The organism is Bradyrhizobium sp. USDA 4486 (genome assembly GCF_054057995.1).
Genome location: NZ_JBSRZV010000001.1, coordinates 1,694,168 through 1,719,971, shown reverse-complemented (window position 1 = coordinate 1,719,971; position 25,804 = coordinate 1,694,168). Strand labels below are relative to the sequence as shown.

Below are 25,804 nucleotides of genomic sequence, written 5' to 3'. Positions count from 1 at the left end.
GTTTGCCGTCGCTGGTGACAGTAAGCGCAAAATTCCGAGGGAGCCGTCATGACCGCCTACGACACCAACAACATCTTCGCAAAGATCCTGCGTGGCGAGCTGCCCTGCCACAAGGTCTATGAGGACGAGCACGTCTTCGCCTTCCTCGACATCATGCCGCGCGTGACCGGCCACACCCTCGTGATCCCCAAGGTCCCTGTCCGCAACATCCTCGATATCACGCCGGACGACTACGCCCATGTCGCGCGCGGCGCGCACAAGATCGCGGCGGCCGCGATGAAGGCGTTCAAGGCCGACGGCATCACGGTGCAGCAGTTCAACGAGCCAGCCGGCGGGCAGGTGGTGTTTCACCTGCACATGCACGTGATGCCCCGCCACGACGGCGTGGCGATGCTGCCGCCCGCCAGCCGCAAGGAGGACGACAAGGTGCTGGAAGACCATGCGGCGAAGCTGATCGCGGCGCTGAAGAGCTGAACGTCACTCCGTCTGGAAATCCCCCGGCTGCGGCGCGGCCAGCGGCGTGAACTCGCAGCGATCAGGCTTGATGTCGATCAGCGGCGTGTTGTCGATGCAGTCGAGCCCGCGTACCAGAATCGCATTTCCCTCGATGCCGACCAGCTTCACGATCGAGGTCCCGATCGGATTGGGCCTGACCGGCGAGCGCAGCGAGAATGTGCCGCGGGTTTTCTCGTTGTTCTTCGGGCTTTGCAGGATGATGTCGCGGCGCGACTTGTCGAGCCAGTACAGCACTTCGAGATTGCTATAGAAGTCCACGCCCTTGATCGCGGGCACGAACGGTTCAAAAATCTCGAGCCGGCAGATCGGGCCGTCATGGCGGCCCTGCCGCGGCGTCTCCAGCCGCGAGGTCCAGGGCGTGCGGATGCGGCCGATGAAGACGAGGCCGGCATCCTCCACGGGCGGCAACTCGATGGCGACCTCACCCTCGCGGAGCTCGTTTTCGCGAACCATATTTCCAGTTCCTTAGCTGTTCGCCGGCAGTTTTAGCCCAACCACCATTTCCCGGCCAGCATGAAGAGTTCGCCGGTCACCACGCCGGCGAAAATCGAGCGGCGGGTCAGCAGGAAGACGACGAGGCAGGGGCCGACCGCACCGTCGCGCAAGGCATCGGGCACGCTGGCCAGCGCGCAACTGCGCACCATCGTTCGATGCTTCGCATCGCCCCGGAATGACAAGCAGAGAGGCGTGTGCCCTACCCGCTCACACCCCTATTCCTCAGCACGAAACAGGCGCCACCGGCCTTGCGGATCTTATTGCAGAGATCATCCGCCTCGCTCCGCGTATCCGCGCCGATGCGCACCTGGTAGAACGCGCGCGTGCCGCGGCTGCGCATCACCGACCTTAGCAGGCTCGGATCACGCTCGCCGATCACGGTGCTCAGCTTCGTGACGGCCCGGGAATACATCGCCAGCGCCTTGTTGCGGTCGAAGCCGGCCGCGAGCTGCACGCCCCAGATCTTTGCGGCGGCGAGCTCCACATGCTGCTCGAGCTCGGCCACGAACGGATTTGGCGCGCGCTTGAGCAGCGCCATCAGATCGCGGCAGCTCGTCGGCGGCGAGCTCGGCGGCCCCTTGCCGGTGCTGCCGGCCTTGGCCCAGGCATCGACGCTCGCGCCGGTGATGGCATAGACATAGTTGCGGGTCTGCTCCGGCATCGGGCCGGTGCCGGCGAGCCATTCCTGCACACGGCGCGGTCCCGCATTGTAGGCAGCCGCCGCAAGGCCGAGATTGCCGAACTGGTTCCGCAGCTCGTTGAGAAATTCCGCGGACTTCGGCAGCGCCTGCACCGGATTGAAGGGATTGAGCAGCCCGCGCTCGCTCGCGGTGCCCGGCATGAACTGCGCGATCCCCTGGGCGTGCTGGCCGCTGCGCGTCATCGGCCCCACCGCATCGGCCTGGAAGCGGCTCTCCTGCCAGATCACGCGGGCGAAGAACTCCAGGGGCAGGTTATTGTCGCGTGCCGCGGCCTCGACGATCAGGCAGATGGATTCACGCGTGTCGCTCTCGCGTGCGTCTGCGGGCTTTTGCGGCGGCATCGCCAGCTCTTCGACACTGGGGACGGCTATGTTCGTTTTCGCGGGTGAGCTGTCCCAAGCCGCCTGCGTCGCCGGCGCGGCCAGCGCGACAAGGATAAATGCTGCAATTCGCGCCAACTTTGCCCAAGCATCGTTGTGGCGCGTGCCGGCGCGGCATGCGACAAGTTGTTCTGCCATGTGGCATCGTGCCATGGTTCGACGAGTTGCCAATATATGTTGCCTGACCTGCTTCTCCCAATGCGTTCCCCCGCCCGACGGATCCGCGCAATCCTGGCCCTCGCTGCCCTCGTTCTGTCCGCCGCGCCGGCCCTGGCGCAGGTCAGCTGGCTGATGGCCACGGAATATCCGCAAAACAACATCTCGGGCATCGGCCTCACCACTTTCGCCGATCACGTCGCGGCGCGCACAAACGGTTTTGTGACCGTGACGAGCGCCTTCGACAACGAGCTCAAGATCAATTCGGGCGAAATGCCGCGGGCTGCGCTGGATGGCCGCATCGCCGGCGGCGATGCCTTCGCGGGTGCGCTGTCCGGCCTCGACCCGGTGCTCGGCCTCTCCACCCTGCCCTTTCTGGTGCAAACGCTCGATGTCGCGCGCGCCACCAATGCGCGGGCCCGTCCGCTCTACGAGAAGGCCTTCGCAGCGCGCGGTCTGAAGTTGCTCTATCTCACGATCTGGCCGGCGACGGGCCTCTGGTCCGATCATGCGCTCGCGGGCGCCGACGATCTGCCGAAATTGAATTTGCGCGCCTACGACGCCAATTCCAGCGCGGTGATGCGTACCGCCGGAGCAAATGCGCTGTTCCTGCCGATGGACAAGGCGCTTGCCGGACTGAAGGAGCACCAACTGAACGCATTCCTCACCTCCGGCGATGGCGGTGCGGGACGCAAGCTCTGGGACTACCTGCCGCATTTCACGGCCATCAATTATGCGATGCCGATCTCGATCGCCTTCGTCCGCAGCGAGGCGTTCGCAGAACTGTCCGAGCCGATGCAGCGCGAGGTCATGGCGGCTGCAGCCGAGACCGAGCGGAGCCAGTTCGCGCTGCTCGCCCATCGCACCGCCGAGAATTACGCACGCATGCGCGACAACGGCGTCAGCATCGCTGAGCCCGCGCCGCAATCTCTCATCGGAGCGCTTCGCAACGCCGCGACCAGCACGATCGCAGCCTGGGAAACCCAGGCCGGCCCGGAGGCCACAGCGATCGTCGAATGGACGAAGCAGCAATGACCTTCCGGACCTTGACTTGACGCCTGATCCGGCTAGCAACGGGCGGCAGTCTCAACGCTGGTTCCGCCCTGATGACGACAATCTATTTTGATCTCGATGGCACCCTGACCAACCCGAAACCCGGAATCACCCGCTCGATCCAGTACGCGCTGGAGCGGCTCAACGTCGCAGTGCCGAGCGAGGACGAGTTGACCTGGTGCATCGGCCCGCCCCTGCATGCCAGCCTGGAGAAGCTCACAGGCAGCTCGGAACTCGCCGACCGCGCGCTGCTGCTCTATCGCGAGCGCTTCAGCGATGTCGGCCTGTTCGAGAACGAGGCCTATGGCGGGATCAAGGACACATTGTCCTCGATCGCCGCGACGCATCAGCGCATGTTCGTGGCGACCAGCAAGCCGGCAGTCTATGCCAACCGCATCGTCGATCATTTCGGCCTGAAGCCGTATTTCGAGCGCGTGTTCGGCTCCGAGCTCGACGGCACGCGCGTCGACAAGCGCGAGCTGCTGCGCTACGCCCTTGAACAAGCCAAGGTCGATCCCGCCAGCGCGATCATGATCGGCGACCGCAGCCACGACGTGGTCGGCGCCCGCACCAACGGCATGACCGCGATCGGAGTGCTCTACGGCTATGGCAGCGAGGCCGAGCTCCGGGATGCCGGCGCACATCACATCTGCGCCGCGCATCCTGAGCTGCTCGGCCACTGCGTCGCTTAGGCGCTGACGGTCTCCACCGCCGCCAGCATGCCGGTTTTTGCATGGCAGCTCCGATACTCGAAGAACTGCTCGTCCGCAGCCGCGACCGTGACCTCGTGATACAAGCGCAGCTTGGCCGAGGGCCCGAGCGTCGAGAGGTACTTCATCGCCGCGCCGAAGATCCTGACGTGGGTCGGATGCGACTCCGCCCATCGTTCCAGTGCGGCCAGACTCTTCCACCAGCTCTGGCCGTAGGATTTTTTGCTCGCGCTGCCGTCAGCCGCGAGCACCTGCATGTAGCGATTGGCGTAGCAGCCGATCGCAAGGCCGTCGTCGCGCAGAAAATCCATTCCCTCGTGGAGCACCGGCTCGACGTCGTCGAGATAAAGTTTTCGCTCGGACCCCTCGGTATCGCTCCAGTCCTGCCCGGAACGGATCAGGCAGAGATTGTCGTGTGCCTTGACGCGCAGGCGCGCGCCATCGCGGATCAGCTCGGGAGTACCGGTCGGCGACATCGGATCGGTCTGCGACAGTGGAATGCGATCGCGCATGCCGCCCCAATAAGCGTGCTCCTGCACCTGGCCGCTCATGCCGTCGGCGATGACGGCGACGCCTTCGGGCCGGTCGCGTGAGGAGAACAGTGTCTCGTGTCGCGCCAGCGCGGGACGCAGCACCTCGATGAAGGTGCCGATGCCTTCCCGCGGCTTGCCGGTCCACACTTCGCGCGCCGGCGCAAACCAGGCGTCGAAGCGCGCGACGTCATCCCAATAGGCCACCGAGACGATGGTCTCATAGCCGGCCTGGTCGACATAATGCGCGCGGTCCCAATGCGAGGGACCGCCCTCGCCCGCGAAACGTCCGGCGATCTCCGCGAGCGCCTCAGTCGCCGCCGCCGACCCCGACCCACGATGCTGCACGCCAAAATAAGCCATCACCACGCGGCTCACGGCCGGCTTGTAGCGCGCCACGAAGGACGGATATGGCGGCTGGTAGTCATCAGGCACGCGCTTGTGACGCGTGCGCACCGTTTCGAGATGCAGAGGAATTGCGGATTCCATGATCGTGCCCTGCCTTGCTCTCGGCGATCAACTCGCCGCCGCGCCGATGTCCGTGGCCTCGACGGTGTCGGCCGGCAGCGCAAACTGCTCGACGCGCTTGTAGGGCTTGTTGTTGAGCAAGAGCCGCGTCACGTCGGGCCGTGAATAATGTCCGGCGGGATCGGCGGCGTTCTTGGCAACTCCGATGGCCCCGAGATCGATCTCGGCGATCAAAAGCCCCTCCTGATCCGGTGCAAGCTTGTCGCCGATCTGGCTGCCGTCGGGACCGTAGATCGCGGCAAAGCCGCCGCCGGCATGCAGAAGCGCGTGCTTGTCCGGCCGATCACAAAGCTCATCGATCATGGCCTGCGAGACCGTCGCGCAGGGCGCGAGCACGAAGCAGGAGCCCTCGACAGCATAGACCCGCGAGGCCGCGTTGTTGACCTCGGCCCCGAGCGCCGGCGCAAAGGGATCGTAGAGCGAGAAGCTCGGCCAGGCCGCGACGTGGACCTGCTCGTTCTGGGCGTACATGGCGTATTTCGACAGCGGCTGGAGATGCTCCCAGCAGCACAGCGCACCGAGCCGGCCGATATCGGGCCTCGCGTGCACGGCGAGATCGCTGCCGTCGCCCTCGCCATAGACGGTGCGTTCGGCATGGGTCGGGCGTAGCTTGCGGCGCTTTGCGATGGTCTCGCCGTCGGGTCCGATCAACCATTGCGCGAGATATAGGCTGCCGCCGTCGCGCTCGGACAGGCCGATCACGGCCGTCAGCTTCGCTTTGCGCACGGCCTCGCGCAACCGTTCGGCCTGCGGACTGTCATAGGCCAGCGAATTGTCGAAATAGCGCTGTACGAAGCCGCGGCCAATCGCCCAGGCCGGCGAGTCCATCCAGATGTGCCAGGGATAGCCGGGGATGAAGGCTTCGGGAAAGGCGATCAGTTTCGTCCCCTTCTCGGCGGCCTCCCTGATCAGCGCGACCGACTTGTCGATCGAGCCATCGAGATCGAGCCAGGCCGGCGCTGCCTGCACCACCGCGACCTTGTATTTCGGATGTTCGATGCCCATTCCCGCCTCCCTTGCCGGTTGATCGGAAGCCACGTCCGATGCAGTCTATTTGGCCAAGCCGACGGCGGGGCGCTCGACCGCGGCGGAACAAAAACTCGACTGGACGGCAGCGCCGCCTCGGTACGGAATTTGCCTCCGCCAAGGCTCGATCCGGTGCCGCATGCAGTTTTGCAGGATGTGAAAGGGAGGCTTGCCGATGCCAATCCAGTTCACGACAGACGGCAGCCCCGCCTACCGGCGGCTGGCGCTGTGGCAGGACATCGTGTGCGACGTCTTCGTCGGGCTCGACTGCAAATCCGACCTCGGCAGCGCCTTTCGCGGCTCGGTCACGCAGGCCCCGCTCGGCAAGGCCGTATGCTCGGAGGTCTGCTCCGACCGCCAGCACGTGTACCGCACACCCTCGCGCATCGCGCGTTCGGATCAGGATTTTGTTCTCATTGCGCTCGGCAATCGCGGCTATGGCGGCGTGGTGCAGGATGGCCGCGAGACCGTAATCCATCCCGGCGAGTTCGCGCTCTACGACACCACGCGGCCCTATGAGCTGAAGTTCAACGAGGCCTTCACGCAGACCATCTTCAAGGTGCCACGGGAAATGCTACAGCGGCGGCTCGGCGCCACCGAGACGCTCACTGCGATGTCGTTCGGAGCTGACGCACCGCTCGAACGGCTCGCCTACGATTTCATCTTCCGGCTTTGCCAGAGCGCGGACCAACTTGCGCCGGATCATGCTGCGGCTTTGTCGGAGCAGGCTGTCGATCTGTTGGCCATGGCGCTAGGCGAACGGCTCGGCAAGGCATCGCTGCCATCGTCAACTCATCGCGCCGCCCTGCTCTACCGGCTGAAGGCGCACATCCGCGCGCACCTCGCCGATCCCGACCTCTCGCCGGCGGAAACCGCCGCCGCAATCGGCATCTCGCCGCGCTACGTCAATGATCTGCTCGCCGACGAAGACATGTCGTTCCAACGCTATGTCCTTGCCGAGCGTCTAGCCCAATGCAAGCGCGATCTCGCCTCCCCTGTGCTCGCGCATCGCCATATCAGCGAGATCGCGTTCGCCTGGGGCTTTAACGACCTCTCACATTTCGGCCGCGTCTTCCGCGAGCATTTTGGAATGTCGCCGCGTGACTTCCGGCAGAGCCAGTTGCGGCACTGACAGTCAGCCATCACCTCGAGCCTTCGCCCCGGGCGAAGGCAATGCTCGCCAATTCCAGATTGTCTTGCCTCGCGGCCTGGATCAGGCTGGCGCGCATGAGGACTCACGGCACGATAAGCGGATCTGAGCTGCTGCTGGGTGTGATCGCGATCCGGCTCGCGGTCCTCGTCCTGGTGGGCTGGAGCCTGACGCTCCTGCCGCGGCAGGCGCGTGACACTGAGGTCGCCTGTTTCCCGCCGGCCGCGATACGGATCGAGGCGCAGTCTTCGACGAAGACAGCCGGCCCCCGCATTGCTGATGCGGCATTCGATGACATGCGTCTGCACGACTAGGCCACGTCCGGGCAAGGCCGGTATGTGAGCGCGTGACAGGACGCAGGCGCCCGCTTGCACTACCATCGCTCCCGAGGGCCGCAACGATCAACTGACGGCCAGCCGAGGAGCAGATCGATGGAATACCGACGCTTGGGCCGGTCAGGCCTGATGGTGCCCGCTTTGAGCCTTGGGACCGGCACCTTCGGCGGCGTCGGCCGCCTTGCCGCTTGGGGCACGACCGATGCGACCGAAGCGCGGCGCCTTCTCGATATCTGCCTCGAGGCCGGCGTGTCGATGTTCGACACCGCCAACGTCTATTCGCTCGGCGAGTCCGAGCGCGTTCTGGGCGAGGCGATCAAGGGCCGCCGCGACAAGGTGCTGGTCTCGACCAAGGCGACGTTCCGATTCGGCGATGGCCCCAATGACATCGGCTCGTCGCGGCAGCATCTGCTCACCGCCATCGATGCCTCGCTGCGCCGGCTCGGCACCGATTACATCGACCTGTTCCAGCTCCACGGCTTCGACGCCTTCACGCCGCCCGAGGAGGTGCTCAGCACGCTCGACGTGCTCGTGCGCGCCGGCAAGATCCGCTATGTCGGCGTCTCGAATTTTTCGGGCTGGCACCTGATGAAGTCGCTCTGCGTTGCCGACAAGCACGGTTTTCCGCGCTACGTCGCCAACCAGACCTACTATTCGCTGATCGGACGCGACTATGAATGGGAGCTGATGCCGCTCGGCCTCGACCAGGGGCTCGGCGCCGTTGTCTGGTCGCCGCTCGGCTGGGGGCGCCTCACCGGAAAAATCCGCCGCGGCCAGCCGAAGCCCGAGGTGAGCCGCCTGCCCAAGACCGCCGAATTCGGCCCGCCCGTGTCCGACGAGCACGTCTATCGCGTCGTCGACGCCATCGACGAGGTCGCGAAGGAAACCGGCAAGAGCGTGTCGCAGATCGCGCTGAACTGGCTGCTCCAGCGTCCGACCGTGTCGACGCTGATCATCGGCGCGCGCAACGAGACGCAGTTGCGCGAAAATCTCGGCGCGGTCGGCTGGTCGCTGACCAAGGACCAGATCGCCAAGCTCGATGACGCAAGCAAGGTGACGCTGCCCTATCCCTATTGGCACCAGCGCGTGACCTTCACGGACCGCAATCCGCCGGCGGTTTAGCAGCCGGTCGATCTGCCTCGCCGCTCGAGGCCCGTATTGTCGTGCTCCTCCGGGGCCAAGGCGAGCGCGTTGGTAACGGCTGGGTTCCGGAACCATCGCGGTCCTGTCCGGTTGGCGCAATACTCCGTCACCTGGCACGTTCGATTCGCCAAAGCAGACGCCGCTCACAAATGTCGACAGTCACGATCGAGCAGGCCGACGGCCTGCCGCTGCCGCAGCGCCGATGGGCCATCCTCACCATCGCGCTGGGCATCACGATGTCCGTGATCGACGGCGCCATCGCCAATGTGGCGCTGCCGACGATCGCGGCCGATCTCAAGGCAAGCCCGGCCTTCTCGATCTGGATCGTCAACGGCTACCAGCTCGCCATCACCATCTCGCTGCTGCCGCTCGCCTCCCTCGGCGAGATCGTGGGCTACCGGCGCGTCTACCTGGCGGGACTTGCGCTGTTCACCCTCGCCTCCGCGTTTTGCGCGGTCGCGCAATCGCTGCCGATGCTGACGATCGCGCGCATCATCCAGGGCTTTGGCGCAGCCGGCATCATGAGCGTCAACACCGCGCTGGTCCGCTTCACCTATCCGCATGCGCTGCTCGGGCGCGGCATCGCGCGCAACGCGCTCGTCGTGGCGGTGTCGGCCGCGATCGGGCCGACGCTGGCCTCGGGCATCCTGGCCGTAGGCAGCTGGTCCTGGCTGTTCGCGATCAACGTGCCGATCGGTGCGGTCGCCGTTGCGCTCGGCGCACGGTGCCTGCCGCACACGCGCCTGGCGGCGCATTCGTTCGACTGGCAGAGCGCGGGGCTTAGCGCTGTCACCTTCGGCGTCGGCATTTTCGCGGTCGACAGCGTCGGCCACGGCGAGCCGCTGCTCACCTGCCTGATCGAATTCGCCGTCGCCGCCGTCGCAGGCGCCGCGCTGATCTGGCGCGAGACCCATGTCGCCGCGCCGCTGTTGCCGGTCGACCTGCTGCGCATCCCGATCTTCGCGCTGTCGATCGCGACCTCGATCGCCTCGTTCTGCGCCCAGATGCTGTCCTTCGTCGCGATCCCGTTCTACCTGCAAAGCCGCTTCGGCTATTCGGCCGTGCATATGGGACTGCTGATCACACCCTGGCCGATCACGGTGGCGTTCGCCGCACCGCTTGCCGGGCGGCTGGTCGAGCACTATCCCGCCGGCCTGCTCGGCGGCATCGGCCTCTTGCTGTTCGCAGGCGGGCTCGCCTCGCTCGCGATGCTGCCGGCCGAGCCCGGCGCCCTTCGACATCGCCTGGCGTATGGCGCTGGCCGGCTTCGGCTTCGGCCTGTTCCAGACGCCGAACAACCGCACCATGATCGCGGCCGCACCACGCGAGCGCTCCGGCGGAGCCAGCGGCATGCTCGGCACCGCCCGCCTGCTCGGCCAGACCGCCGGCGCCGCGCTGGTCGCGCTGTTCCTCGGGCGCTATCCGCATGAGGGAACCAGGATCGCGCTGCTGGCTGGCGTCGGCTTTGCGCTATGCGGTGCGCTGCTCAGCATGTTGCGCCTGTCGCCCGCCGGCGCGCGCGGCGCCGAGCGTGTGCGGGTGCAGGACGGACAGCGGATGAAGGGAGATTGAGCGCGGGACGCTCGGGTTTCAGACGACGGCGCTGCCCGCTGCGCCAAAAAAAGGCCGGCTTTTCAGCCGGCCTTTTCGATCCATGTTGCTCGCGATCAAACCTTGACCAGCGGGCCCTTCGAGATCGGCCCTTTCGAGCCGCCGGGGCCGCCGCCCGGCTTGGACTTGCCCGGCGGACGCTTGCGGGTGCCGGGCAGCTTTTCCTGCTTCGGCGTGACCGGCCCCTCGACGAACTCGAAACCGATCTTGTCCTTGGTCTCGTCGGCCTCGTCCTTGACGAGGACGACGCGGACGTGGCCGCCGGCCTTGAGCTTGCCGAACAGCACCTCGTCCGCCAGCGGCTTCTTGATGTGCTCCTGGATCACGCGTGCCATCGGACGTGCGCCCATCTGCTCGTCGTAACCATGCTGGACCAGCCAGGCCTTGGCGGGCTCGGACAGTTCGATGGTGACGTCGCGATCGCCGAGCTGGGCCTCGAGCTGAAGCACGAACTTCTCGACCACGGTGCCGATCACCTCGACGCTGAGATGGCCGAACGAGACGATGGCATCGAGGCGGTTGCGGAATTCCGGCGCGAACTGGCGGTTGATCGCCTCGTGGTCGTCGCCTTCCCGCTTCGAGCGCGTGAAGCCGAACGCCTGCTTGGCGAGATCCGCCGCGCCTGCATTCGTGGTCATGATCAGGATCACGTTGCGGAAGTTGACCTGCTTGCCGTTGTGGTCGGTCAGCCGGCCGTGGTCCATGATCTGGAGCAGCACGTTATACAGGTCGGGATGCGCCTTCTCGATTTCGTCGAGCAGCACCACGCAATGCGGATGCTGGTCGACGCCATCGGTGAGCAGGCCGCCCTGGTCGAAGCCGACATAGCCCGGAGGTGCGCCGATCAGGCGCGACACGGTGTGCCGCTCCATGTATTCGGACATGTCGAAGCGAAGGAGCTCGACGCCGAGCGTCGCCGCGAGCTGCTTTGCGACCTCGGTCTTGCCGACGCCGGTGGGCCCTGAGAACAGATAGCAGCCAATCGGCTTCTCCGGCTCGCGCAGGCCGGCGCGGGCGAGCTTGATCGAAGCCGCCAGCGACTCGATCGCCCTGTCCTGGCCGAACACGGTGCGCTTCAGGGTCTGCTCGAGATGCTTGAGCACCTCGGCATCGTCCTTGGAGACGCTCTTCGGCGGAATCCGTGCCATGGAAGCGATCGTGGTCTCGATCTCCTTGATGCCGATGGTCTTCTTGCGCTTGTTCTCGGCGACCAGCATCTGCGCCGCTCCGGACTCGTCGATCACGTCGATCGCCTTGTCGGGCAGCTTGCGGTCATGGATGTAGCGCGAGGACAGCTGCACGGCAGCTTCGATCGCCTCATTGGTGTATTTCAGCCGGTGGTAGTCCTCGAAATAAGGCTTGAGGCCCTTCAGGATCGCGATCGCGTCCTCGACCGTCGGCTCGTTGATGTCGATCTTCTGGAAGCGCCGCACCAGTGCGCGGTCCTTCTCGAAGTGCTGCCGGTATTCCTTGTAGGTGGTCGAGCCCATGCAGCGGATGGTGCCCGAGGCGAGCGCCGGCTTGAGCAGGTTCGAGGCGTCCATCGCCCCGCCCGACGTCGCGCCCGCACCGATCACGGTGTGGATCTCGTCGATGAACAGGATGGCGTTGGGATGGGCTTCGAGCTCCTTCAGCACCTGCTTCAGGCGCTCCTCGAAGTCACCGCGATAGCGCGTGCCGGCGAGCAGCGTACCCATGTCGAGCGAGAACACCGTCGCTGCCGCCAGAACCTCCGGCACCTCGCTGTCGACGATGCGCTTGGCAAGGCCCTCCGCGATCGCGGTCTTGCCGACGCCGGCCTCGCCGACGAACAGTGGGTTGTTCTTCTGCCGGCGGCACAGCACCTGGATCGCGCGGTTGATCTCGGAATTGCGTCCGATCACCGGATCGATCTTGCCGTCGCGCGCCTTCTTGTTGAGGTTGACGCAATAGGTCTCGAGCGCCTCGCCCTTCTTCTTGGCGTCATCGTTGCCCTTGGTCTCGGTCTCCTCGTCGACGCCGCGAACCGGACGCGCCTCGGAGACACCAGGCCGCTTGGCAATGCCGTGGCTGATGTAGTTGACGGCGTCATAGCGCGTCATGTCCTGCTCTTGCAGGAAATACGCTGCATGACTTTCACGTTCGGCGAAAATCGCGATCAGCACGTTGGCGCCGGTCACCTCTTCGCGACCGGAGGACTGCACGTGGATCACCGCGCGCTGGATCACGCGCTGGAAACCGGCCGTCGGCTTGGCGTCGTCGGCGCCATCCGTCACCAGATTTTCGAATTCGGTCTCAAGATAATTGACGAGGCTCGTACGGAGCTTGTCGAGATCGACGCTACAGGCGCGCATGACCGCAGCTGCATCGGAATCGTCGATCAGAGAGAGCAAAAGATGCTCGAGCGTCGCGTATTGGTGATGACGCTCGTTTGCGATCGCCAGTGCACGATGCAGGGATTGTTCAAGGCTTTGGGAAAAAGTCGGCATTCGCGTCCTCTATGGCCCCCACCATCATGATCGCCATCGCCCGGTCAGGCAACAACAACCTTTGTCACATATAGTTATACAAGACCGCGGCGAAAGACCGGTTCCGCGACCCGGCGGCGACACGCCTGCGGTATTTTCGATGCAAAACCTGTTCCGATTTGGGCAGAGCTGCCCATCTGGGCAGGATTGACGCCGCTGCCAATGTTCGCCGGATCATGCAGCAGGATGTGCTGCCATCACACAGCACGCGAACAGAACCGCTCTAAAAAGAACTCGAACGCACGACTACTTCTTTTCCATCACGCATTGCAGCGGATGCTGGTGCTTGCGGGCAAAGTCCATCACCTGCGTCACCTTGGTCTCGGCGATCTCGTAGGTGAATACGCCGCACTCGCCGATACCATGGTGGTGGACATGCAGCATGATCTTGGTCGCAGCCTCGACGTCCTTCTGGAAGAACTTCTCGAGCACGTGGACGACGAATTCCATCGGCGTGTAGTCGTCGTTCAGGATCAGCACGCGATACAGGTTCGGCCGCTTGGTCTTGGGCTTGACCTTGGTGATCACCGACGTGCTCGGCCCGGTCGGACCGCCCGAGCGGTTGTCGTCATTGCTCATACGCGGGGCATGGGCAGCGGCTGGCGCGGACAGGTCGAGGCTGGAAGACAGGTGCGGCATGGCTCAGGCGTTCAAATTCCCAACGGAGCGGATGACAGCTCGCTGCGCAACCCCGCCCTCCGGAGCTTCGCGCTGGCGCGCCGCCTTGTTGGATCGCCGCTCCCGACGGATCCGGTCCAAGCCGGATCATTCGCTAGCAATATGGGCCTGCCCCTGGCTCGCCGCAAGCGTGCAAAGGTCTGGCCGATGCGGCCGCGGCGGTCCCGAGTCCCGGTCCGGCGATCCTGACCAAGGTTAATCAATCCGGATCGATTTGACAAAAATTTCCGCCCGCCCGTTCAGAGCCTGTTGACCAGGAACCGGGTCGCAGCGTGGCTGCGACGGTTTCGCGCGGGCTATCTCCGGTTTTCTACGGTCCCATTACCTGCCGTCCAAGGGGGTGGCGCGAACGGATTTCGGGGATCATCATGTTTCGCCTGCCCGTTATCTACCTCGTCCACCAGTGCCTGGGGCCTGGCGCGTATGCGCGTCGCCATGGTGCTCGACAACACCGCATCGATGGTCGACGATGGCAAGATGCCGGCGATGCAGACCGCCGCCAAGAACCTCATGGACCAACTCAGCGCGCTCGCCAAGACCCGCTCGCCAAGACCAATGGCGACGTCTACATCTCGATCGTGCCGTTCGCTAAGGCCGTCAATATCGGCGCCAGCAACTACAAGTACTGGATCGACTTCGCGGATTGGGATGCCGCGTGGACTCCGGCCAATCACAACGCCTGGACAGGTTGCGTGGTCGACCGCGACCAATCATGCCGCTGAGCTACGACTGGTCCTCGCTCAAAACCGTGATCGACAAAATGAAGCCGACCGGCAACACCAACCAGGGCATCGGGCTCGCCTGGGCTGGATGACGCTGCGGTCTGAACACGCAGAACCGCCGGCACAACAATGCCTCACAGATCGACGCGCGGCAGAAGCCGTGCGACAACGCCAAGGCCGCGAACATCACAATCTACACGGTGCAGGTCAACACCGGCCACGATCCGACCTCGAGCGTGCTGCAATATTGCGCGAGCAGCACCGACAAGTTCTATCTGGTGAAGTCGGCGGACCAGACCGTGTCGGTGTTCAAGGACATCGGCATCTCGCTGTCCAAGCTGCGCGTGGCGCGCTGAGACCACCCGCCACAACACAGAAAAAAGCCCGGCTGGATCAGCCGGGCTTCTTGATTCCAGGATGTGAGGGAGCGCTTAGTTGGCGGCCGGGGTGAACTTCGAGACGATGGTCTCGACCGGCTTGAACGCCTGCTTGGCGAGGTCGCTGTAGAGGCCGGCGATCTTCTGCGATTCCGCGACGAAGGTCTCGTAGGCGGAACGGGCGAAGTCGGTCTGGGCTTCCATGGCCTTGTCCAGCGACTTCACGCCGGAAAGCTTCTCGACGAAGGATTTGGTGTCTTCGAACGACTTCTTAGTGTAGTCGCCATAGGCGCTGGCGATCGCCTGGAGACCGTGCTGCACCGAGGTCGCGGAGGCGACGCACTGCTCGAACTGCTCTTTCCCGTAGTTCTGAAAGTCTTCAACCTTGAACATTTCGCAATCCTTTTCCCTGGCTCTCGTCCGGAAGCCCCGGCTCCCTGACTCTGCCCACAATTAGTGCAACGCACAAAAATGTCAAGAATCTTGTGCGACGCACAAAAACGGATGCCAAAATAGATGCAAGTCGCGGAAATTCCCGCGCTTTCCCGCAATGGTTCCTTAAGCTTTTGGAAACCGCAGCCCCGTACCCTGATTCCCTGGACGTGTTCAGCTTCCGCACGCGGTCAAAGCCGTTTGAGAACATCACCTTAGCCAGAACAGCGGCTCAGGCCCAACGTCTCCCGTGGCGAACACCAGCGGAGGGACAGCCTGAGCAGGTAATGATCCCGGCTCCAGTGGGCACAATTTCGCCTCACGAGCCGGTGATCAAGTCAGAAACGGGGACGGGGTTCCATGCTTCGTAAAAGCTTGTCTTCTTCGCGCTTGGCGCGCGTCGGCGTTTTCGGGCTTCTTACAGTCACCACTGCAGCCATCTTCACCACCGACGCGGCCGAGGCGCGGCGCCATCGCCGCCATTACGCGAGCCATCGGGTGCAGCGCGATGTCTCCGAGAGCTCCAGCCCGAAATTCGCGTCCATCATCGTCGACGGCAATTCCGGCGCCGTGCTCCAGGCAAACAGCCCCGATGGTCTCCGCCATCCCGCCTCGCTGACCAAGATCATGACGCTCTATCTGCTGTTCGAGCGTCTGGAGTCCGGCAAGATGAAGCTCGACACCGAGATGCCGGTATCGCAGCACGCCGCCGATCAGGATCCGACCAAGCTGAACCTGCGCCCCGGCCAGACCATCCGCGTCGAGGATGCGATCAAGGGTCTCGTCACCCGCTCGGCCAACGATGCGGCGGTGGTGATCGCCGAAGCGATCGGCGGCGACGAGGACGATTTCGCGCAGATGATGACGCGCAAGGCGCGCTCGCTCGGCATGTCCAAGACGGTCTATCGCAACGCCTCTGGTCTGCCGAACGACGAGCAGGTCACGACCGCGCGCGACCAGGCCACGCTCGGCCGCGCCATCCAGGAGCGCTTCCCGCGCTACTATCGCTATTTCGCGACCTCGACGTTCAATTGGCGCGGCCAGTCGATCCGCAACCACAATCACCTGCTCGGCAGCGTCGAGGGCGTCGACGGCATCAAGACCGGCTACACCCGCGCCTCCGGCTTCAATCTCGTGACCTCGATGCGGCGCGGCAACCGCCACCTGATCGGCGTGGTGCTTGGCGGCCGCAGCGGCGGCTCGCGCGACGCCATCATGCGCAACCTGCTCGCGGAGAACCTCGAGAAGGGCGCGACCACCCACACCGTGGCCGCCGTCACCGAGCGCAACGGTGCAGACGCGAGCAGCGACGTGGCCGATGCCTCGGATACGCCGGCCCGTCCCGCGCCGCAGGTCCAGGCCGCGGCCGCCCCGGAAGCCCCGTCGCGTCTCGCCTCGCGCCTGTCGACGCTTGCCGCTGCGACCGCGGCGATGCCGCCGGCTCAGCCCAAGCCTGAAGTCCGGCCGACTGAATCCAAGATCGAGCCGGCGCCGCTCACCAATGGCGTGATCTCGAGCCAGCCGCTTTCCATCATTCCCGGCTCGTCCGAGCCGATGAAGCCTGTCCGGGTCAAGACCGTCCAAGTCAAGGCCGGCACTGTGAAGGTCGCCTCCGCCACCCCGGCTCCGGTCGCTCCGCAAGTCACGAGCACGATTGCCGCCCGTTCAGACGTTGCGGAAACTTCCGGCGCCGTCGTCGCCCGGGCCGATTTGATTAACAAGCCCGAGCCCCAGAGCCAGCCGGAAGCGCCGAAGCCTGCCGAGGTCGCCCGCACCGAACTGCCGCGTCAGCCGGCGGGTTTTGGTACCGGCAACGGCATCCTCGGCGTGCTGCCGGCCACAACCACCGCCGCTCCTGCCCCGGCGGCTGCGAAGCTCGCGTCCGCCGATCCGGCGCCGCAGCCCGCCCAGATGAGCGCCACCCCCAAGCCGGTCGTTACCCACAGCGGCTGGATCGTCCAGGTCGGCGCGCTCGAGAGCGAGACCGAAGCCCAGCAGCGCATCGATGCGGCGCGCAGCTCGGCCCGCGGCCTGCTCAGCAAGGCCGATCCGTTCACCGAGCCTGTGGTTGCCAAGGACAATCGCAAGCTCTACCGCGCCCGCTTCGCCGGGCTCGAGCGCGACCAGGCCGAGGCCGTCTGCCGCGCCCTCAAGCGCGCCGAGATCTCCTGCATCACCGTCCGCAACTGATCGAGCGGATCTTTCCCACAGCCAATGCCCGCGCCCTGCGTGGGCATTTTTCGTTTGGGATTCGGATGAGGCCCAAGGCTGTTCCACGACAACCTCTCGTCAAGACTTTACGGTTAAAACTTTACGCAAGGGATCGACCACGCCGACAATGGCGGGCACCAGGGCGACGGCGAACGGAGAAGCGGAGCTGACGCGGTACGGGCGTTTGTGGCGTGGTGCCGGAGTTAGACGTTATGCGTACGAAGCAGAGTATCCTTGGCCTCGTTTACACGGGCAGCGAGATACGTCGAGCCCCCCTGGTCGGGATGGAGTTTCTTCATCAGGGACTTGTGAGCCCGGCTGATGTCGTCGCGGCCCGCCCCCGGCTGCAAGCCAAGGATCTGATAGGCTTCCTCCGCCGTCATTTTGCCGCCCGGCGCCGCGCTGCGCTGCCGCCCTGCCGCATCGCCCTGCGCGTTCTGACGCCAAGCGGGAAACCGGCGGTCCAGATAGCTTTCAAGTAAGGCGACGCTCTCGGCGTCGAACGCCGGTACCATCGCCAGCAGGCCAGCGAGATCGAACTCATCGAGATCGCGCCCCGCGTGGGGCCCGGCGACGATCCGGCCCGCGAGCTGGCCGGAATCGTGATCGAGCCGCATGTCCAGGAACTGCGACCGCACGCGCGAGGCCTGACCTGTCGGGCGCGTTGCGCCGCCGCCGAACAGCCCGCCAACATTGCCGATGCCGGCGTTCGCCAGCGGCGTCCAGCCGAGCAGTCCGGCTCCCATGAGTCCGAGCGGGATCGCCACCGCCAACTCGCCTCGCAGACCCGTGAAGGCCGCGACCGCCAGCGCCACGACGCCGCCGCCGAACTTGATGGTGCGCGCAAGCACCGCCGGATTGGCGGAGCGGAACATCTGGAGCAGCAGATAGAGCGTGATAACGGCGACAGCGCCGGCGATCAGGGTCATGGCCTGAATATAGTCGTCCTGTTGTCAAAAAGCATGGCGTCCTTCGTTCACGTCCACGACCGGCTGATGACACGAGACGTTCGTTTGCAATAAGCGACCCTGTCCAGATCATTCCCCGCACGGCGAAATCCTGCTCGGTCTCGCGTCCATGGTCTGGGCGGCCGAAAGCGCGATGAGATCAAGGTGAACCGTCATCGCGTTTTAGCTTCTTGAGCATGATCTTTTCGAAAAACCGCTGCGCAGTTTTCCGGATCATGCTCTGGCCTATTTCATCTGGCCGATCAGCCTGGCCGCGCCGCTCTCGCCCTTCGCCAGTTTCAGCAGCGCCTCGCGACCACCGACCGCATAGGCCGCGGCAGCGCGCAGCAGCTCACGCAGTTGCGCCGCCGCGCCAGGATCGAACCGGCACCAGGCGCCGCCGGTCAGCCTCGCGATCTCGCGAAACGTCCGCTCGGCCACGGTGTCATCGCCTTCCTGAAACAGGAACACCGGCACCTTGAGCATGCCGAGCTCGCCGGCCTTGGCGCAGAGGTCGTCGACCTTCTCCTCCATGGCATCGCCGACGAAGACGACGGCGCGCACGCCAGAGGCAACCGCCTCGCGCCGCGCCTCGCCTAGCACCTTGCCGATCTGGGTGTCACCGCCGCGGCAATCGATCTTGCTCATCAGCCTCGCAAGCTTGCTGCTGTCGGAGATCCACCCTGTGGCGCGGCACTCGTTGAAACCGCGATAATAGACCAGCCGGATGTCCAGACTGCCGAGCGCCGCAGCTTCGCGGAACATGTCGGCTTGGAGCGCGCAGGCCATGTCCCAGGTCGGCTGCCGGCTCATCGTCGCATCCAGCGCGAAGATCAGCCGCCCCTTCGCGCCGGGCGCATGCGGCGACAGCGCGCGCGCCTTAGCGACGAAGGCGGCGATGTCCTCCGAGGTCGATGTCCTCGTCTTCGGCAGCGCGCCGTCCGCTTGCGCCGAAACGGCATCGCCACCACGGGGTTTGATCGGTTCGCCCGACATCTCTGCTCTTCGCCTCGCGGTGAGCAGCTAATGTGGTCAGCGACGATGGCCCGGTCAATGTGCAAAGCCCCCGCAAGCTGGCGCCGACGGGGGCTTCGAGGATCGGATCGACCGGAGCGAGAGGTCAGCTCTTGGCCGGCGCCATCAGAGCGACCGGACCGGGCTCGAGAATCTTGGGCGGGGACGATTGCGTGTCGACCGGCGCCACCTCGCTGTCGGTCGAGCTCAGGAACTTGTCCAGCATGCTCTGGATCGAGTTCTTGGCGTCGTCCGGACCGGTGTCACGCATGTCGTTATGCTGGAATTCGGTCTTCACGACCTGGATGCCCGCCTTCTCGCACTCCTCGTCCGTGGGGATCACGCCCGGATCGGTCTTGAATTGAGGATCCTTGGAGCGGAACGACAGGATCTTGAACTTGCCGGCGGTGACGAAAGGCACGCGAAGATTGTCGAGCGTGACGACCTTCTTGACTTCGTCCGGGTACTGCTTGGCGAAGTACATCGTGATGTCGCCGCCCATGGAATGGCCGACCATCGTCACCTTGTCATAGTCGGCGTTGGGCTGAACCTTCTTCATCTCCTGCATGGCCAAATGAATGTTGGCGACCCCGCGCAGGATCTGCGGCAGCCGGCCGACATAGAGCTCGCCCGGCTTGGTCACCATCGGAGGATCGGTCGGCAAATCGTGCTGCGGGCTGACGACGAGATAGCCGCGCGCGGCGAAGATGTTGGCGAGGAAGCCGTACTCGGTGTTCTTGACGGTGTTGCCGTGATTGATCACCGCGACCGGCAGCGTGATCATGCCGGCGTTGGCCTGCATTTCCTTGTCGCGGCGGATCGCGATGTCGACGGGAACCGGACGGTTGTCCCGCGAAGCGTCGTAGAAAGTGATGGTCTCGTGCTTGATCGCCCACTTGCTCGCCGTGAAATAGGCGATGCCGCAGAGCGCACTCACTGAAACCAGAACGGCAATTCCACGCTTCATTTTCGTCCTCAGCCTCAGGCTCTTACGGCCTGAATCCCTGTTGAAAATCGTGTTCTTCCGGGGCTCTTTGTCCCCTTGTCGCCTATTCCCTAATATATGTCACAGCCACGTGACAGGAAGCGTAAATATTGTGACCTGACAGCCCTTTCATTGTGCGCCGCACACGATTCTTGGGCAGCCCGGACTCGTGCGCTACGTCAGCGTGCAGGTCAGGATCGGACGCAACCCATCTCGATCGGGTTCAATTTCGCAGTGAACGTAGATGAAAACGAGCGAATGCGCGCCCGGTTCCCCCGGGAACCGGCATGCGGATCGATGCGGAAGTAGCTCTATACCGCGTCAAGCGCCCAGGATGTCGTGGACCTCAAGCGGCTTGTCGACCTGACTGAACCACTCGGCGCGGTTGGCGGCGCGGCGGCGACCGCGCTCGTCGAGCGGCAGCTTGAGCTGGCGGAGCAGGCTCGTTACCTCCTCGCGCGCAGTGAGATGGCCGAGATTGGGCCGCATGCCGAGCGTGGCCTCGTCGATCTCGTCCAGGGCAGTCAGGCCGCGCGGGAAGAATTCGCGATAGACGACGCGTTCGGCGAAGCCGTCAACGTAGCGGAAGCCGAGTCGCAGCGACAGATCCTTCAAGCCGTCGGCGACGAGCTGCTTGTTGCGGGAGCCGAGCATCGACAGTCTGTTGCGGACGACGATCCAGTCGGTGGTCGCCCCGTCGAGCTGGCGGCGCTTGCGCCTGACGTCACGCACCATCTCCGCGTAATGGCTCTCGCCCGTCACCGCGTAGTTGGCGGGGTCGACGGTGCCGAGCACGTCGAAGTCGAGAAAGCTGTCGTTGATCGGCGTCACCAGGGTGTCGGCCATCGAGTGCGCAAGCCGCATTAGATAGCTGTCGGTGCCGGGCGTATCGATGACGATGAAGTCGAAGCTGCGCTCGACCGCCGCGACCGCCTCCATGAACTGCTTAAACTCCGAGTTCTCGTTCTCCGCGATCTGCATGGTCTCGCCGAGCTTGATGCAGCGATGCACCGGCAGCTCGAGGCCGAGCCCGGTGCGGCGGGCCCAGGCGGAGCGGTTGCTGATGTAGCGGGTAAAGCTTTGCTGGCGGCAATCGAGATCGATGGTGGCGACGCGCTGGCCGGCCTTCAGGAGCGCAACGGCGATGTGCAAGGCGGTCGTCGACTTGCCGGAGCCACCCTTTTCATTGCCGAGCACGACCACATGCGCCGAGCCGGATTGGCCTTGGCTAGCTTGCACAAGCATTGCGATCCTCAACACCCCTAACGAATATCTTCGAGTTGACCACGTCTGCGGTCAAGTGAAATGCGTGACAGGTAACGCAAATCGCAACGCGCGGTTCTAATCATGAAGAGCAGTGCAGCTGCGCGTCTGCGATGCAGCCCACACACTCGCAATGTCGCGCGGCTCGACGCGAATTGCTGTGCCGCATCCGGATGCATGGCGTCCACGACCGCCGCTTGTTAAGGTTGGCCTGCCGGCCGTCGGGCCGCGCCCCCCTCCGATTCCCAACCCCGTCGAGTCCCGATGTCACGAAGCCCCTTGATCGCCCGCACGGTCCCCACCTTGCGACGCGCCGTCGACAATCTACGCAAGCGAAAGGCCACGATCGCGCTGGTCCCGACCATGGGGGCACTCCATGACGGGCATGTGTCCCTGGTGCGCCTCGCCAAGCGGCGCGCCAGCCGCGTCGTGGTGTCGATCTTCGTCAATCCGACTCAGTTTGCGCCGACCGAGGACTTTGGCGCCTATCCGCGCACCTGGAAGGCCGACATCGCCAAGCTCGCGGCCGAGGAGGTCGACATCGTCTGGCATCCCGGCGTCGAGGCCATGTACCCGGACGGCTTTGCCACCCGCATCGTGCCCGAGGGACCGGCGCTCGCCGGCCTCGAGGACCGGTTCCGGCCGCACTTCTTCGGCGGCGTCGCCACCGTCGTCGGCAAGCTGTTCACGCAGTGCCGGCCGGATGTTGCGATCTTCGGCGAGAAGGACTTTCAGCAGCTGCGGGTGGTGATGCAGATGGCGCGGGATCTCGACCTTGGCGTCAGGGTGATCGGCTCCCGCACCGTGCGCGAACGCGACGGGCTCGCGATGTCCTCGCGCAACGTCTACCTCTCGGCGGAGGAGCGGCAGACCGCGACCACGCTCTACCGCGCCATGAAGGACAGCGCCGGCCGCATCCGCGCCGGCGAAGCCCTCGGAAGCGCGATGACGCGTGGTGCGGAGACGATCAAGGCGGCCGGTTTCGCGCTCGACTATTTCGAGGCGCGCCACGCCGAGACGCTGGCGCCGGTCACCTCGCGCGAGGACGGTCCGTTGCGGATCCTGGTGGCAGCCAAGCTCGGCACGACGCGGCTGATCGACAATATCGCGGTTTAGAGCAGCCCGAGATCGCGCAGCTCGCGCCGCATCGGCTCGGGCATGGCCGCGATCGAACCGGCGGCGGATTTGCCGAGATCGGGCGGCACGGAATCGTTGGTGAGATAGCGCCAGCCCTGGAACGGGCGCATCGGCCGCGGCGACACCGAGATCACCTTCGGCTGCATCACGATCCGGCAGCGACCGATGCCGTCCTTGTCGCGGAACGGCTCGATACCGATGATCTTTTCGCGCGCGGCGATCTCGCCCTTGATCACCCAGTAGAGCGATCCGCCCGCCAGAATCTCGGCGTCGCGCTTGGGCACCATGCGCGTGATGTGGATGTGATGTTGCGGCAGACCCTTCTTCTTGGCGGTCTGCATCCGTTCGGCCACCCACCCCTTCAATTCCTTGACGGAGTCGCAGCCGACGGCGAGCTTGATCAGATGGAGTGGCATGGCCCAGCATTAGCCGGGCGGCCACGCGTTGGGAATGCCGATCTACTCGTTATCCGCAGCCCGAGGCGTCGGCGTCGCGGACGGCGGCGCAAGCGGAACCGGAGCGGCGGCTGGCGCGCGCTTGGGGGCCGGCTGCTTCTTGGCGGCCGCGGCTGGTGCCGCAGGCGCAGCGGCCTGCGCCGAGGCGGCCGCGGGTGCGCGCGGGGCTGGAGCGGCGTTTGCGGCAGGCGCGGCCTGGCGCGTCGCCGGCGTCGCCGGTTCGGGAGTCATGATGCTGACCGGCGGCGTCGAGGAGGCGCTCGGGAACTCCGCATTGGTCGGCTTGCCCGTCGGCATCGACGGCGGCAGCCCGGCAAGCGCAGCAGTTGCGGGCAGCGCCCCCGGCACCGTTGCGGGCGCGTTCCAGGTCGGCGCGTAGCGTGCGACCAGCTGATCGTAGAGATGGGAATCCATGTTGGCGGCGACCTGCTGCTGATCGGTCAGCGAGCGGAACGCCGGGCAATCGAACTGCGTGCAGCCGTCGCGCGCGACCAGCACCTGGGCGACGAGGCCGTAGCGATCGTGCTCCAGCGTCTTGCGCAGTATCTTCATGTCCTGTGTCAGGCTCTTCTCGGCGGTTGCGGCATCACCGAGCGCGGTCAGCCGGTCGATCCGGCTTGCAGTGTAGGCGACGGCGGCGGCCGCCGCGTCGGGCGCGCCGAACAGCGCCTTCTCGCAGCCGGCGGCCACGGTCTCTCCGGCGAGCTCGTCGAGGCAGGACAGCGCCGGCAAGCCTGCGACGACCGCGGCTTGCGTGCGACCTTCAGCAACCGGCGTCTCGTGTCCGATCGGCCCATAAGGGCGCATGGTGGCGGCGACCGCGATGATGATGGCGAGCAGCGAGATGGCGGCCAGCGCGCCGTTGGCGACCGTTCTCTCGGCGCGCAGCAGCGTGAACAGCAGGATCAATCCGAAAACGACGGCAGCGACCAGCGTCATCCACATCAGGAAGGCCGGCGAGCGCCAGATTTGGTCGAGCGTAGTGGCCCAAGCCCAGTCCATGCGCGACGTCCCCTCACGCGAGTTGAGAGCGAATGGTCAAGCGAGCACCGCGAGTCGGCAACTGGCCCCGGCTCACCTTGGAGGTGAAGCGGGCCTTTTGACGGCGGCAGGATACAAATTCCTTGAGGCGCGACAAGGCGCCGGTGGCCTTCAGGACAGCGCGAGCTGGCTTTCCTTGGCGACGCGCTCGAAGGCTTCGGTCGAGCTCTTGATGCGGTACTGGCAGTCGTCGCCTTCCGTCGGCAGCAGGCGGATGATCTCGTACGAGCCGCTGGCAGCGGGGCGCGCGACGTTGCTGGCCGTGAAAAGTACGCGCGCTCCCACGGGGAATTTATGCTTCAACGCCCATCTCCATCACTCAAACAGCGCCGGCCGTGCCCAGGGTCCCACTGCGACGGACCGGCTAAACCCGGGCCGCTGTATAGCACGCGCCGGGCCGCTTTGGCCAGCAGTATACAGCCATGGCAAACACGCCGATCTGTCAGCGTTTTCAGGATGATGGCCGGGGAACCGGGCGCCGACGATACCGCCGGAACGGCTCGCTTCAGGCGGTATGGGGCAAATGGCCGTCGGGACTTGCGTGATCCACCGCCTTGGGCAGTTCCTGGGCGAGGATCTCGCCGAGCTGATCGACGGGAATGTTGTAGCGCGCGGCCAGCTGGCGGACGGTGTCGTTGCCCAGCACGGCCCGGAGCTGATCGGCCGAGATCGGCAGGTTCTGCCCGTTGCCGAGCCAGGATTTGACCTGCTCGCCGAAGCCGGACTGCTGAAGCTTTGCGACGATCGCGCTGAGGCCGCCCTGATTGCTGCTGCCGAGCACCTCGTTCAGCACGGCCGGGAGCACGGCAGCACCGAGCTGGCCGAGCGCGCTGCGCAAGGCGGGGTTGTTCTCCAGCGAGTCCAGGATTCCCATGACGATGCCTCTCCTTGGATTCCCTCGCGATTGAGCGCCGCCCTCGCGCAGGCCGTCAAGCGGCGCTCGATCACATTCATGAGTTAAGCGAACATGACCTTATCGGGAAACCGGTCCCCGCTTTTCCGGATCATGCTCACACGGTCTCGAACTTTTCGATGACGAGCGTTTCGGCGATACCGTCGCGGGTCCATTCCTGAAACGCCGGCATTGCGATCATCGTGTCCATATAGGCCCTGGTCTCCGGTGTGACCTCGATGGCGTAGGTGCGGAAGCGGTGCACGACCGGGGCATACATCGCATCCGCCGCGCCGAAGCGGCCGAACAAATACGGTCCGTTGGCGCCGTAGCGCGAGCGGCACTCGCGCCAGATCTCCTGCACCCGCGCGATGTTGGCCTTGGCGTCCGCCGACAGCGTCACCGGGCGCACCGGGCGGTGCAGGTTCATGCCGCATTCGTTGCGCAGGGCCATGAAGCCGGAATGCATCTCGGCGCACACCGAACGGGCATGGGCGCGAGCCGCGACGTCGTCCGGCCACAGCTTCTTCTCCGGGTAGCGCTCGGCGATGTATTCGATGATGGCGAGCGAATCCCACACGGTGATGTCGCCGTCGACCAGCACCGGCACCTTGCCGGCGCGGCTGAAGGAGAGAATCTGCTCCTTGTCCGCGGGATTGTCGGTGTAGAGCGGGATCACGGTCTCCACGAACGGGATGTCGTTGGCGCGGAGTGCGAGCCAGGGCCGCATCGACCACGACGAGTAGTTCTTGTTGCCGATTGCGAGTTTCAGCGCTGCCATGTCACTGGTCCTTCCCGAGTCTTCCGGA

At 65.1% G+C, this 25,804-nt stretch carries 26 protein-coding genes and 2 pseudogenes; 11 read left to right on the top strand and 17 right to left on the bottom strand.

The window, feature by feature from the left end:
* Positions 1 to 48: 48 nt before the first annotated feature.
* A complete protein-coding gene (locus ACVWY3_RS08450) occupies positions 49 to 474 on the top strand; it encodes an HIT domain-containing protein (RefSeq protein WP_456838039.1) in 426 nt (141 codons plus the stop codon).
* A gap of 3 nt (positions 475 to 477) precedes the next feature.
* Here the strand turns inward: ACVWY3_RS08450 and tsaA are convergent, their stop codons facing one another.
* The 3 genes and pseudogenes from tsaA to ACVWY3_RS08435 all read right to left on the bottom strand — a co-directional run bounded on the left by tsaA (position 478) and on the right by ACVWY3_RS08435 (position 2,053).
* A complete protein-coding gene (gene tsaA / locus ACVWY3_RS08445) occupies positions 478 to 969 on the bottom strand; it encodes a tRNA (N6-threonylcarbamoyladenosine(37)-N6)-methyltransferase TrmO (RefSeq protein WP_456838038.1) in 492 nt (163 codons plus the stop codon).
* A 32-nt stretch (positions 970 to 1,001) separates the two neighbouring features.
* Positions 1,002 to 1,145, bottom strand: a pseudogene (locus ACVWY3_RS08440) (AzlD domain-containing protein); the annotation flags it as partial.
* Positions 1,146 to 1,210: 65 nt separating this feature from the next.
* Positions 1,211 to 2,053, bottom strand: coding sequence for a transglycosylase SLT domain-containing protein (locus ACVWY3_RS08435; RefSeq protein ID WP_456838037.1), 843 nt, complete (start codon positions 2,051 to 2,053; stop codon positions 1,211 to 1,213).
* A 213-nt stretch (positions 2,054 to 2,266) separates the two neighbouring features.
* Here ACVWY3_RS08435 and ACVWY3_RS08430 point away from each other — a divergent pair, with 213 nt between their 5' ends.
* Positions 2,267 to 3,283: a TRAP transporter substrate-binding protein gene (locus ACVWY3_RS08430; protein ID WP_456838036.1), complete on the top strand. Its 1,017-nt coding sequence runs from the start codon at positions 2,267 to 2,269 to the stop codon at positions 3,281 to 3,283.
* 71 nt (positions 3,284 to 3,354) lie between these two features.
* The gene (locus tag ACVWY3_RS08425) at positions 3,355 to 3,993 is read left to right on the top strand and encodes an HAD family hydrolase (protein WP_456838035.1); all 639 of its coding nucleotides are present in this window, start codon (positions 3,355 to 3,357) and stop codon (positions 3,991 to 3,993) included.
* Here the strand turns inward: ACVWY3_RS08425 and ACVWY3_RS08420 are convergent.
* Positions 3,990 to 5,030 (bottom strand): phenylacetaldoxime dehydratase family protein, encoded by a 1,041-nt coding sequence (locus tag ACVWY3_RS08420; protein WP_456838034.1) that lies wholly within the window; start codon positions 5,028 to 5,030, stop codon positions 3,990 to 3,992. The two genes, ACVWY3_RS08425 and ACVWY3_RS08420, sit on opposite strands and share 4 nt — an antisense overlap.
* 27 nt (positions 5,031 to 5,057) lie before the next feature.
* Entirely contained in the window at positions 5,058 to 6,074 is a 1,017-nt protein-coding gene (locus ACVWY3_RS08415) for a carbon-nitrogen hydrolase family protein (RefSeq protein WP_456838033.1), read from the bottom strand.
* Between the two features lie 196 nt (positions 6,075 to 6,270).
* Here ACVWY3_RS08415 and ACVWY3_RS08410 point away from each other — a divergent pair, with 196 nt between their 5' ends.
* From ACVWY3_RS08410 to ACVWY3_RS08395, 4 genes and pseudogenes are all read left to right on the top strand, one after another.
* The gene (locus tag ACVWY3_RS08410; protein WP_456838032.1) at positions 6,271 to 7,227 is read left to right on the top strand and encodes an AraC-like ligand-binding domain-containing protein; all 957 of its coding nucleotides are present in this window, start codon (positions 6,271 to 6,273) and stop codon (positions 7,225 to 7,227) included.
* A gap of 41 nt (positions 7,228 to 7,268) precedes the next feature.
* A complete protein-coding gene (locus tag ACVWY3_RS08405; protein ID WP_456838031.1) occupies positions 7,269 to 7,559 on the top strand; it encodes a hypothetical protein in 291 nt (96 codons plus the stop codon).
* A 117-nt stretch (positions 7,560 to 7,676) separates the two neighbouring features.
* Positions 7,677 to 8,702: an aldo/keto reductase gene (locus ACVWY3_RS08400; RefSeq protein WP_456838030.1), complete on the top strand. Its 1,026-nt coding sequence runs from the start codon at positions 7,677 to 7,679 to the stop codon at positions 8,700 to 8,702.
* 170 nt (positions 8,703 to 8,872) lie between these two features.
* Positions 8,873 to 10,295: pseudogene (locus ACVWY3_RS08395) on the top strand (MFS transporter).
* A gap of 95 nt (positions 10,296 to 10,390) precedes the next feature.
* Here the strand turns inward: ACVWY3_RS08395 and clpA are convergent.
* Positions 10,391 to 12,802, bottom strand: a complete 2,412-nt coding sequence (gene clpA / locus ACVWY3_RS08390; RefSeq protein ID WP_456838029.1) for an ATP-dependent Clp protease ATP-binding subunit ClpA — start codon at positions 12,800 to 12,802, stop codon at positions 10,391 to 10,393.
* A 285-nt stretch (positions 12,803 to 13,087) separates the two neighbouring features.
* Positions 13,088 to 13,420: an ATP-dependent Clp protease adapter ClpS gene (gene clpS, locus ACVWY3_RS08385; RefSeq protein WP_235545867.1), complete on the bottom strand. Its 333-nt coding sequence runs from the start codon at positions 13,418 to 13,420 to the stop codon at positions 13,088 to 13,090.
* Positions 13,421 to 13,887: 467 nt separating this feature from the next.
* Here clpS and ACVWY3_RS08380 point away from each other — a divergent pair, with 467 nt between their 5' ends.
* Together ACVWY3_RS08380 and ACVWY3_RS08375 are read left to right on the top strand one after the other, a co-directional pair.
* The gene (locus ACVWY3_RS08380; protein WP_456838028.1) at positions 13,888 to 14,241 is read left to right on the top strand and encodes a hypothetical protein; all 354 of its coding nucleotides are present in this window, start codon (positions 13,888 to 13,890) and stop codon (positions 14,239 to 14,241) included.
* A gap of 200 nt (positions 14,242 to 14,441) precedes the next feature.
* The gene (locus ACVWY3_RS08375; protein ID WP_456838027.1) at positions 14,442 to 14,597 is read left to right on the top strand and encodes a hypothetical protein; all 156 of its coding nucleotides are present in this window, start codon (positions 14,442 to 14,444) and stop codon (positions 14,595 to 14,597) included.
* 75 nt (positions 14,598 to 14,672) lie between these two features.
* On the opposite strand, the gene ACVWY3_RS08370 is transcribed toward ACVWY3_RS08375, so the two are convergent.
* On the bottom strand, positions 14,673 to 15,011 hold the full coding sequence (locus ACVWY3_RS08370) for a phasin family protein (RefSeq protein ID WP_024341049.1): 339 nt from the start codon (positions 15,009 to 15,011) through the stop codon (positions 14,673 to 14,675).
* A gap of 399 nt (positions 15,012 to 15,410) precedes the next feature.
* On the opposite strand from ACVWY3_RS08370, the gene ACVWY3_RS08365 reads away from it, so the two are divergent.
* A complete protein-coding gene (locus ACVWY3_RS08365; protein WP_456838026.1) occupies positions 15,411 to 17,240 on the top strand; it encodes a serine hydrolase in 1,830 nt (609 codons plus the stop codon).
* A gap of 224 nt (positions 17,241 to 17,464) precedes the next feature.
* Here ACVWY3_RS08365 and ACVWY3_RS08360 read toward each other — a convergent pair whose 3' ends face one another.
* The 4 genes from ACVWY3_RS08360 to ACVWY3_RS08345 all read right to left on the bottom strand — a co-directional run bounded on the left by ACVWY3_RS08360 (position 17,465) and on the right by ACVWY3_RS08345 (position 21,452).
* A complete protein-coding gene (locus ACVWY3_RS08360) occupies positions 17,465 to 18,190 on the bottom strand; it encodes a DnaJ domain-containing protein (protein ID WP_456838025.1) in 726 nt (241 codons plus the stop codon).
* Positions 18,191 to 18,454: 264 nt separating this feature from the next.
* A complete protein-coding gene (locus tag ACVWY3_RS08355; RefSeq protein WP_456838024.1) occupies positions 18,455 to 19,204 on the bottom strand; it encodes a VWA domain-containing protein in 750 nt (249 codons plus the stop codon).
* 124 nt (positions 19,205 to 19,328) lie between these two features.
* A complete protein-coding gene (locus ACVWY3_RS08350) occupies positions 19,329 to 20,189 on the bottom strand; it encodes an alpha/beta fold hydrolase (RefSeq protein WP_456838023.1) in 861 nt (286 codons plus the stop codon).
* Between the two features lie 339 nt (positions 20,190 to 20,528).
* Positions 20,529 to 21,452 (bottom strand): division plane positioning ATPase MipZ, encoded by a 924-nt coding sequence (locus ACVWY3_RS08345; protein WP_456838022.1) that lies wholly within the window; start codon positions 21,450 to 21,452, stop codon positions 20,529 to 20,531.
* A gap of 282 nt (positions 21,453 to 21,734) precedes the next feature.
* On the opposite strand from ACVWY3_RS08345, the gene panC reads away from it, so the two are divergent.
* A complete protein-coding gene (panC, locus tag ACVWY3_RS08340; protein ID WP_456838021.1) occupies positions 21,735 to 22,586 on the top strand; it encodes a pantoate--beta-alanine ligase in 852 nt (283 codons plus the stop codon).
* Here the strand turns inward: panC and ACVWY3_RS08335 are convergent.
* From ACVWY3_RS08335 to ACVWY3_RS08315, 5 genes are all read right to left on the bottom strand, one after another.
* The gene (locus ACVWY3_RS08335; protein ID WP_456838020.1) at positions 22,583 to 23,023 is read right to left on the bottom strand and encodes a DUF1489 family protein; all 441 of its coding nucleotides are present in this window, start codon (positions 23,021 to 23,023) and stop codon (positions 22,583 to 22,585) included. The genes panC and ACVWY3_RS08335 overlap by 4 nt on opposite strands.
* A 42-nt stretch (positions 23,024 to 23,065) precedes the next feature.
* Positions 23,066 to 24,064: a hypothetical protein gene (locus ACVWY3_RS08330; RefSeq protein ID WP_456838019.1), complete on the bottom strand. Its 999-nt coding sequence runs from the start codon at positions 24,062 to 24,064 to the stop codon at positions 23,066 to 23,068.
* Between the two features lie 150 nt (positions 24,065 to 24,214).
* Positions 24,215 to 24,406 (bottom strand): hypothetical protein, encoded by a 192-nt coding sequence (locus ACVWY3_RS08325; protein ID WP_027559703.1) that lies wholly within the window; start codon positions 24,404 to 24,406, stop codon positions 24,215 to 24,217.
* Between the two features lie 202 nt (positions 24,407 to 24,608).
* Entirely contained in the window at positions 24,609 to 24,977 is a 369-nt protein-coding gene (locus ACVWY3_RS08320) for a YidB family protein (protein WP_456838018.1), read from the bottom strand.
* A 136-nt stretch (positions 24,978 to 25,113) separates the two neighbouring features.
* On the bottom strand, positions 25,114 to 25,776 hold the full coding sequence (locus ACVWY3_RS08315; RefSeq protein WP_456838017.1) for a glutathione S-transferase family protein: 663 nt from the start codon (positions 25,774 to 25,776) through the stop codon (positions 25,114 to 25,116).
* Positions 25,777 to 25,804: the final 28 nt, after the last annotated feature.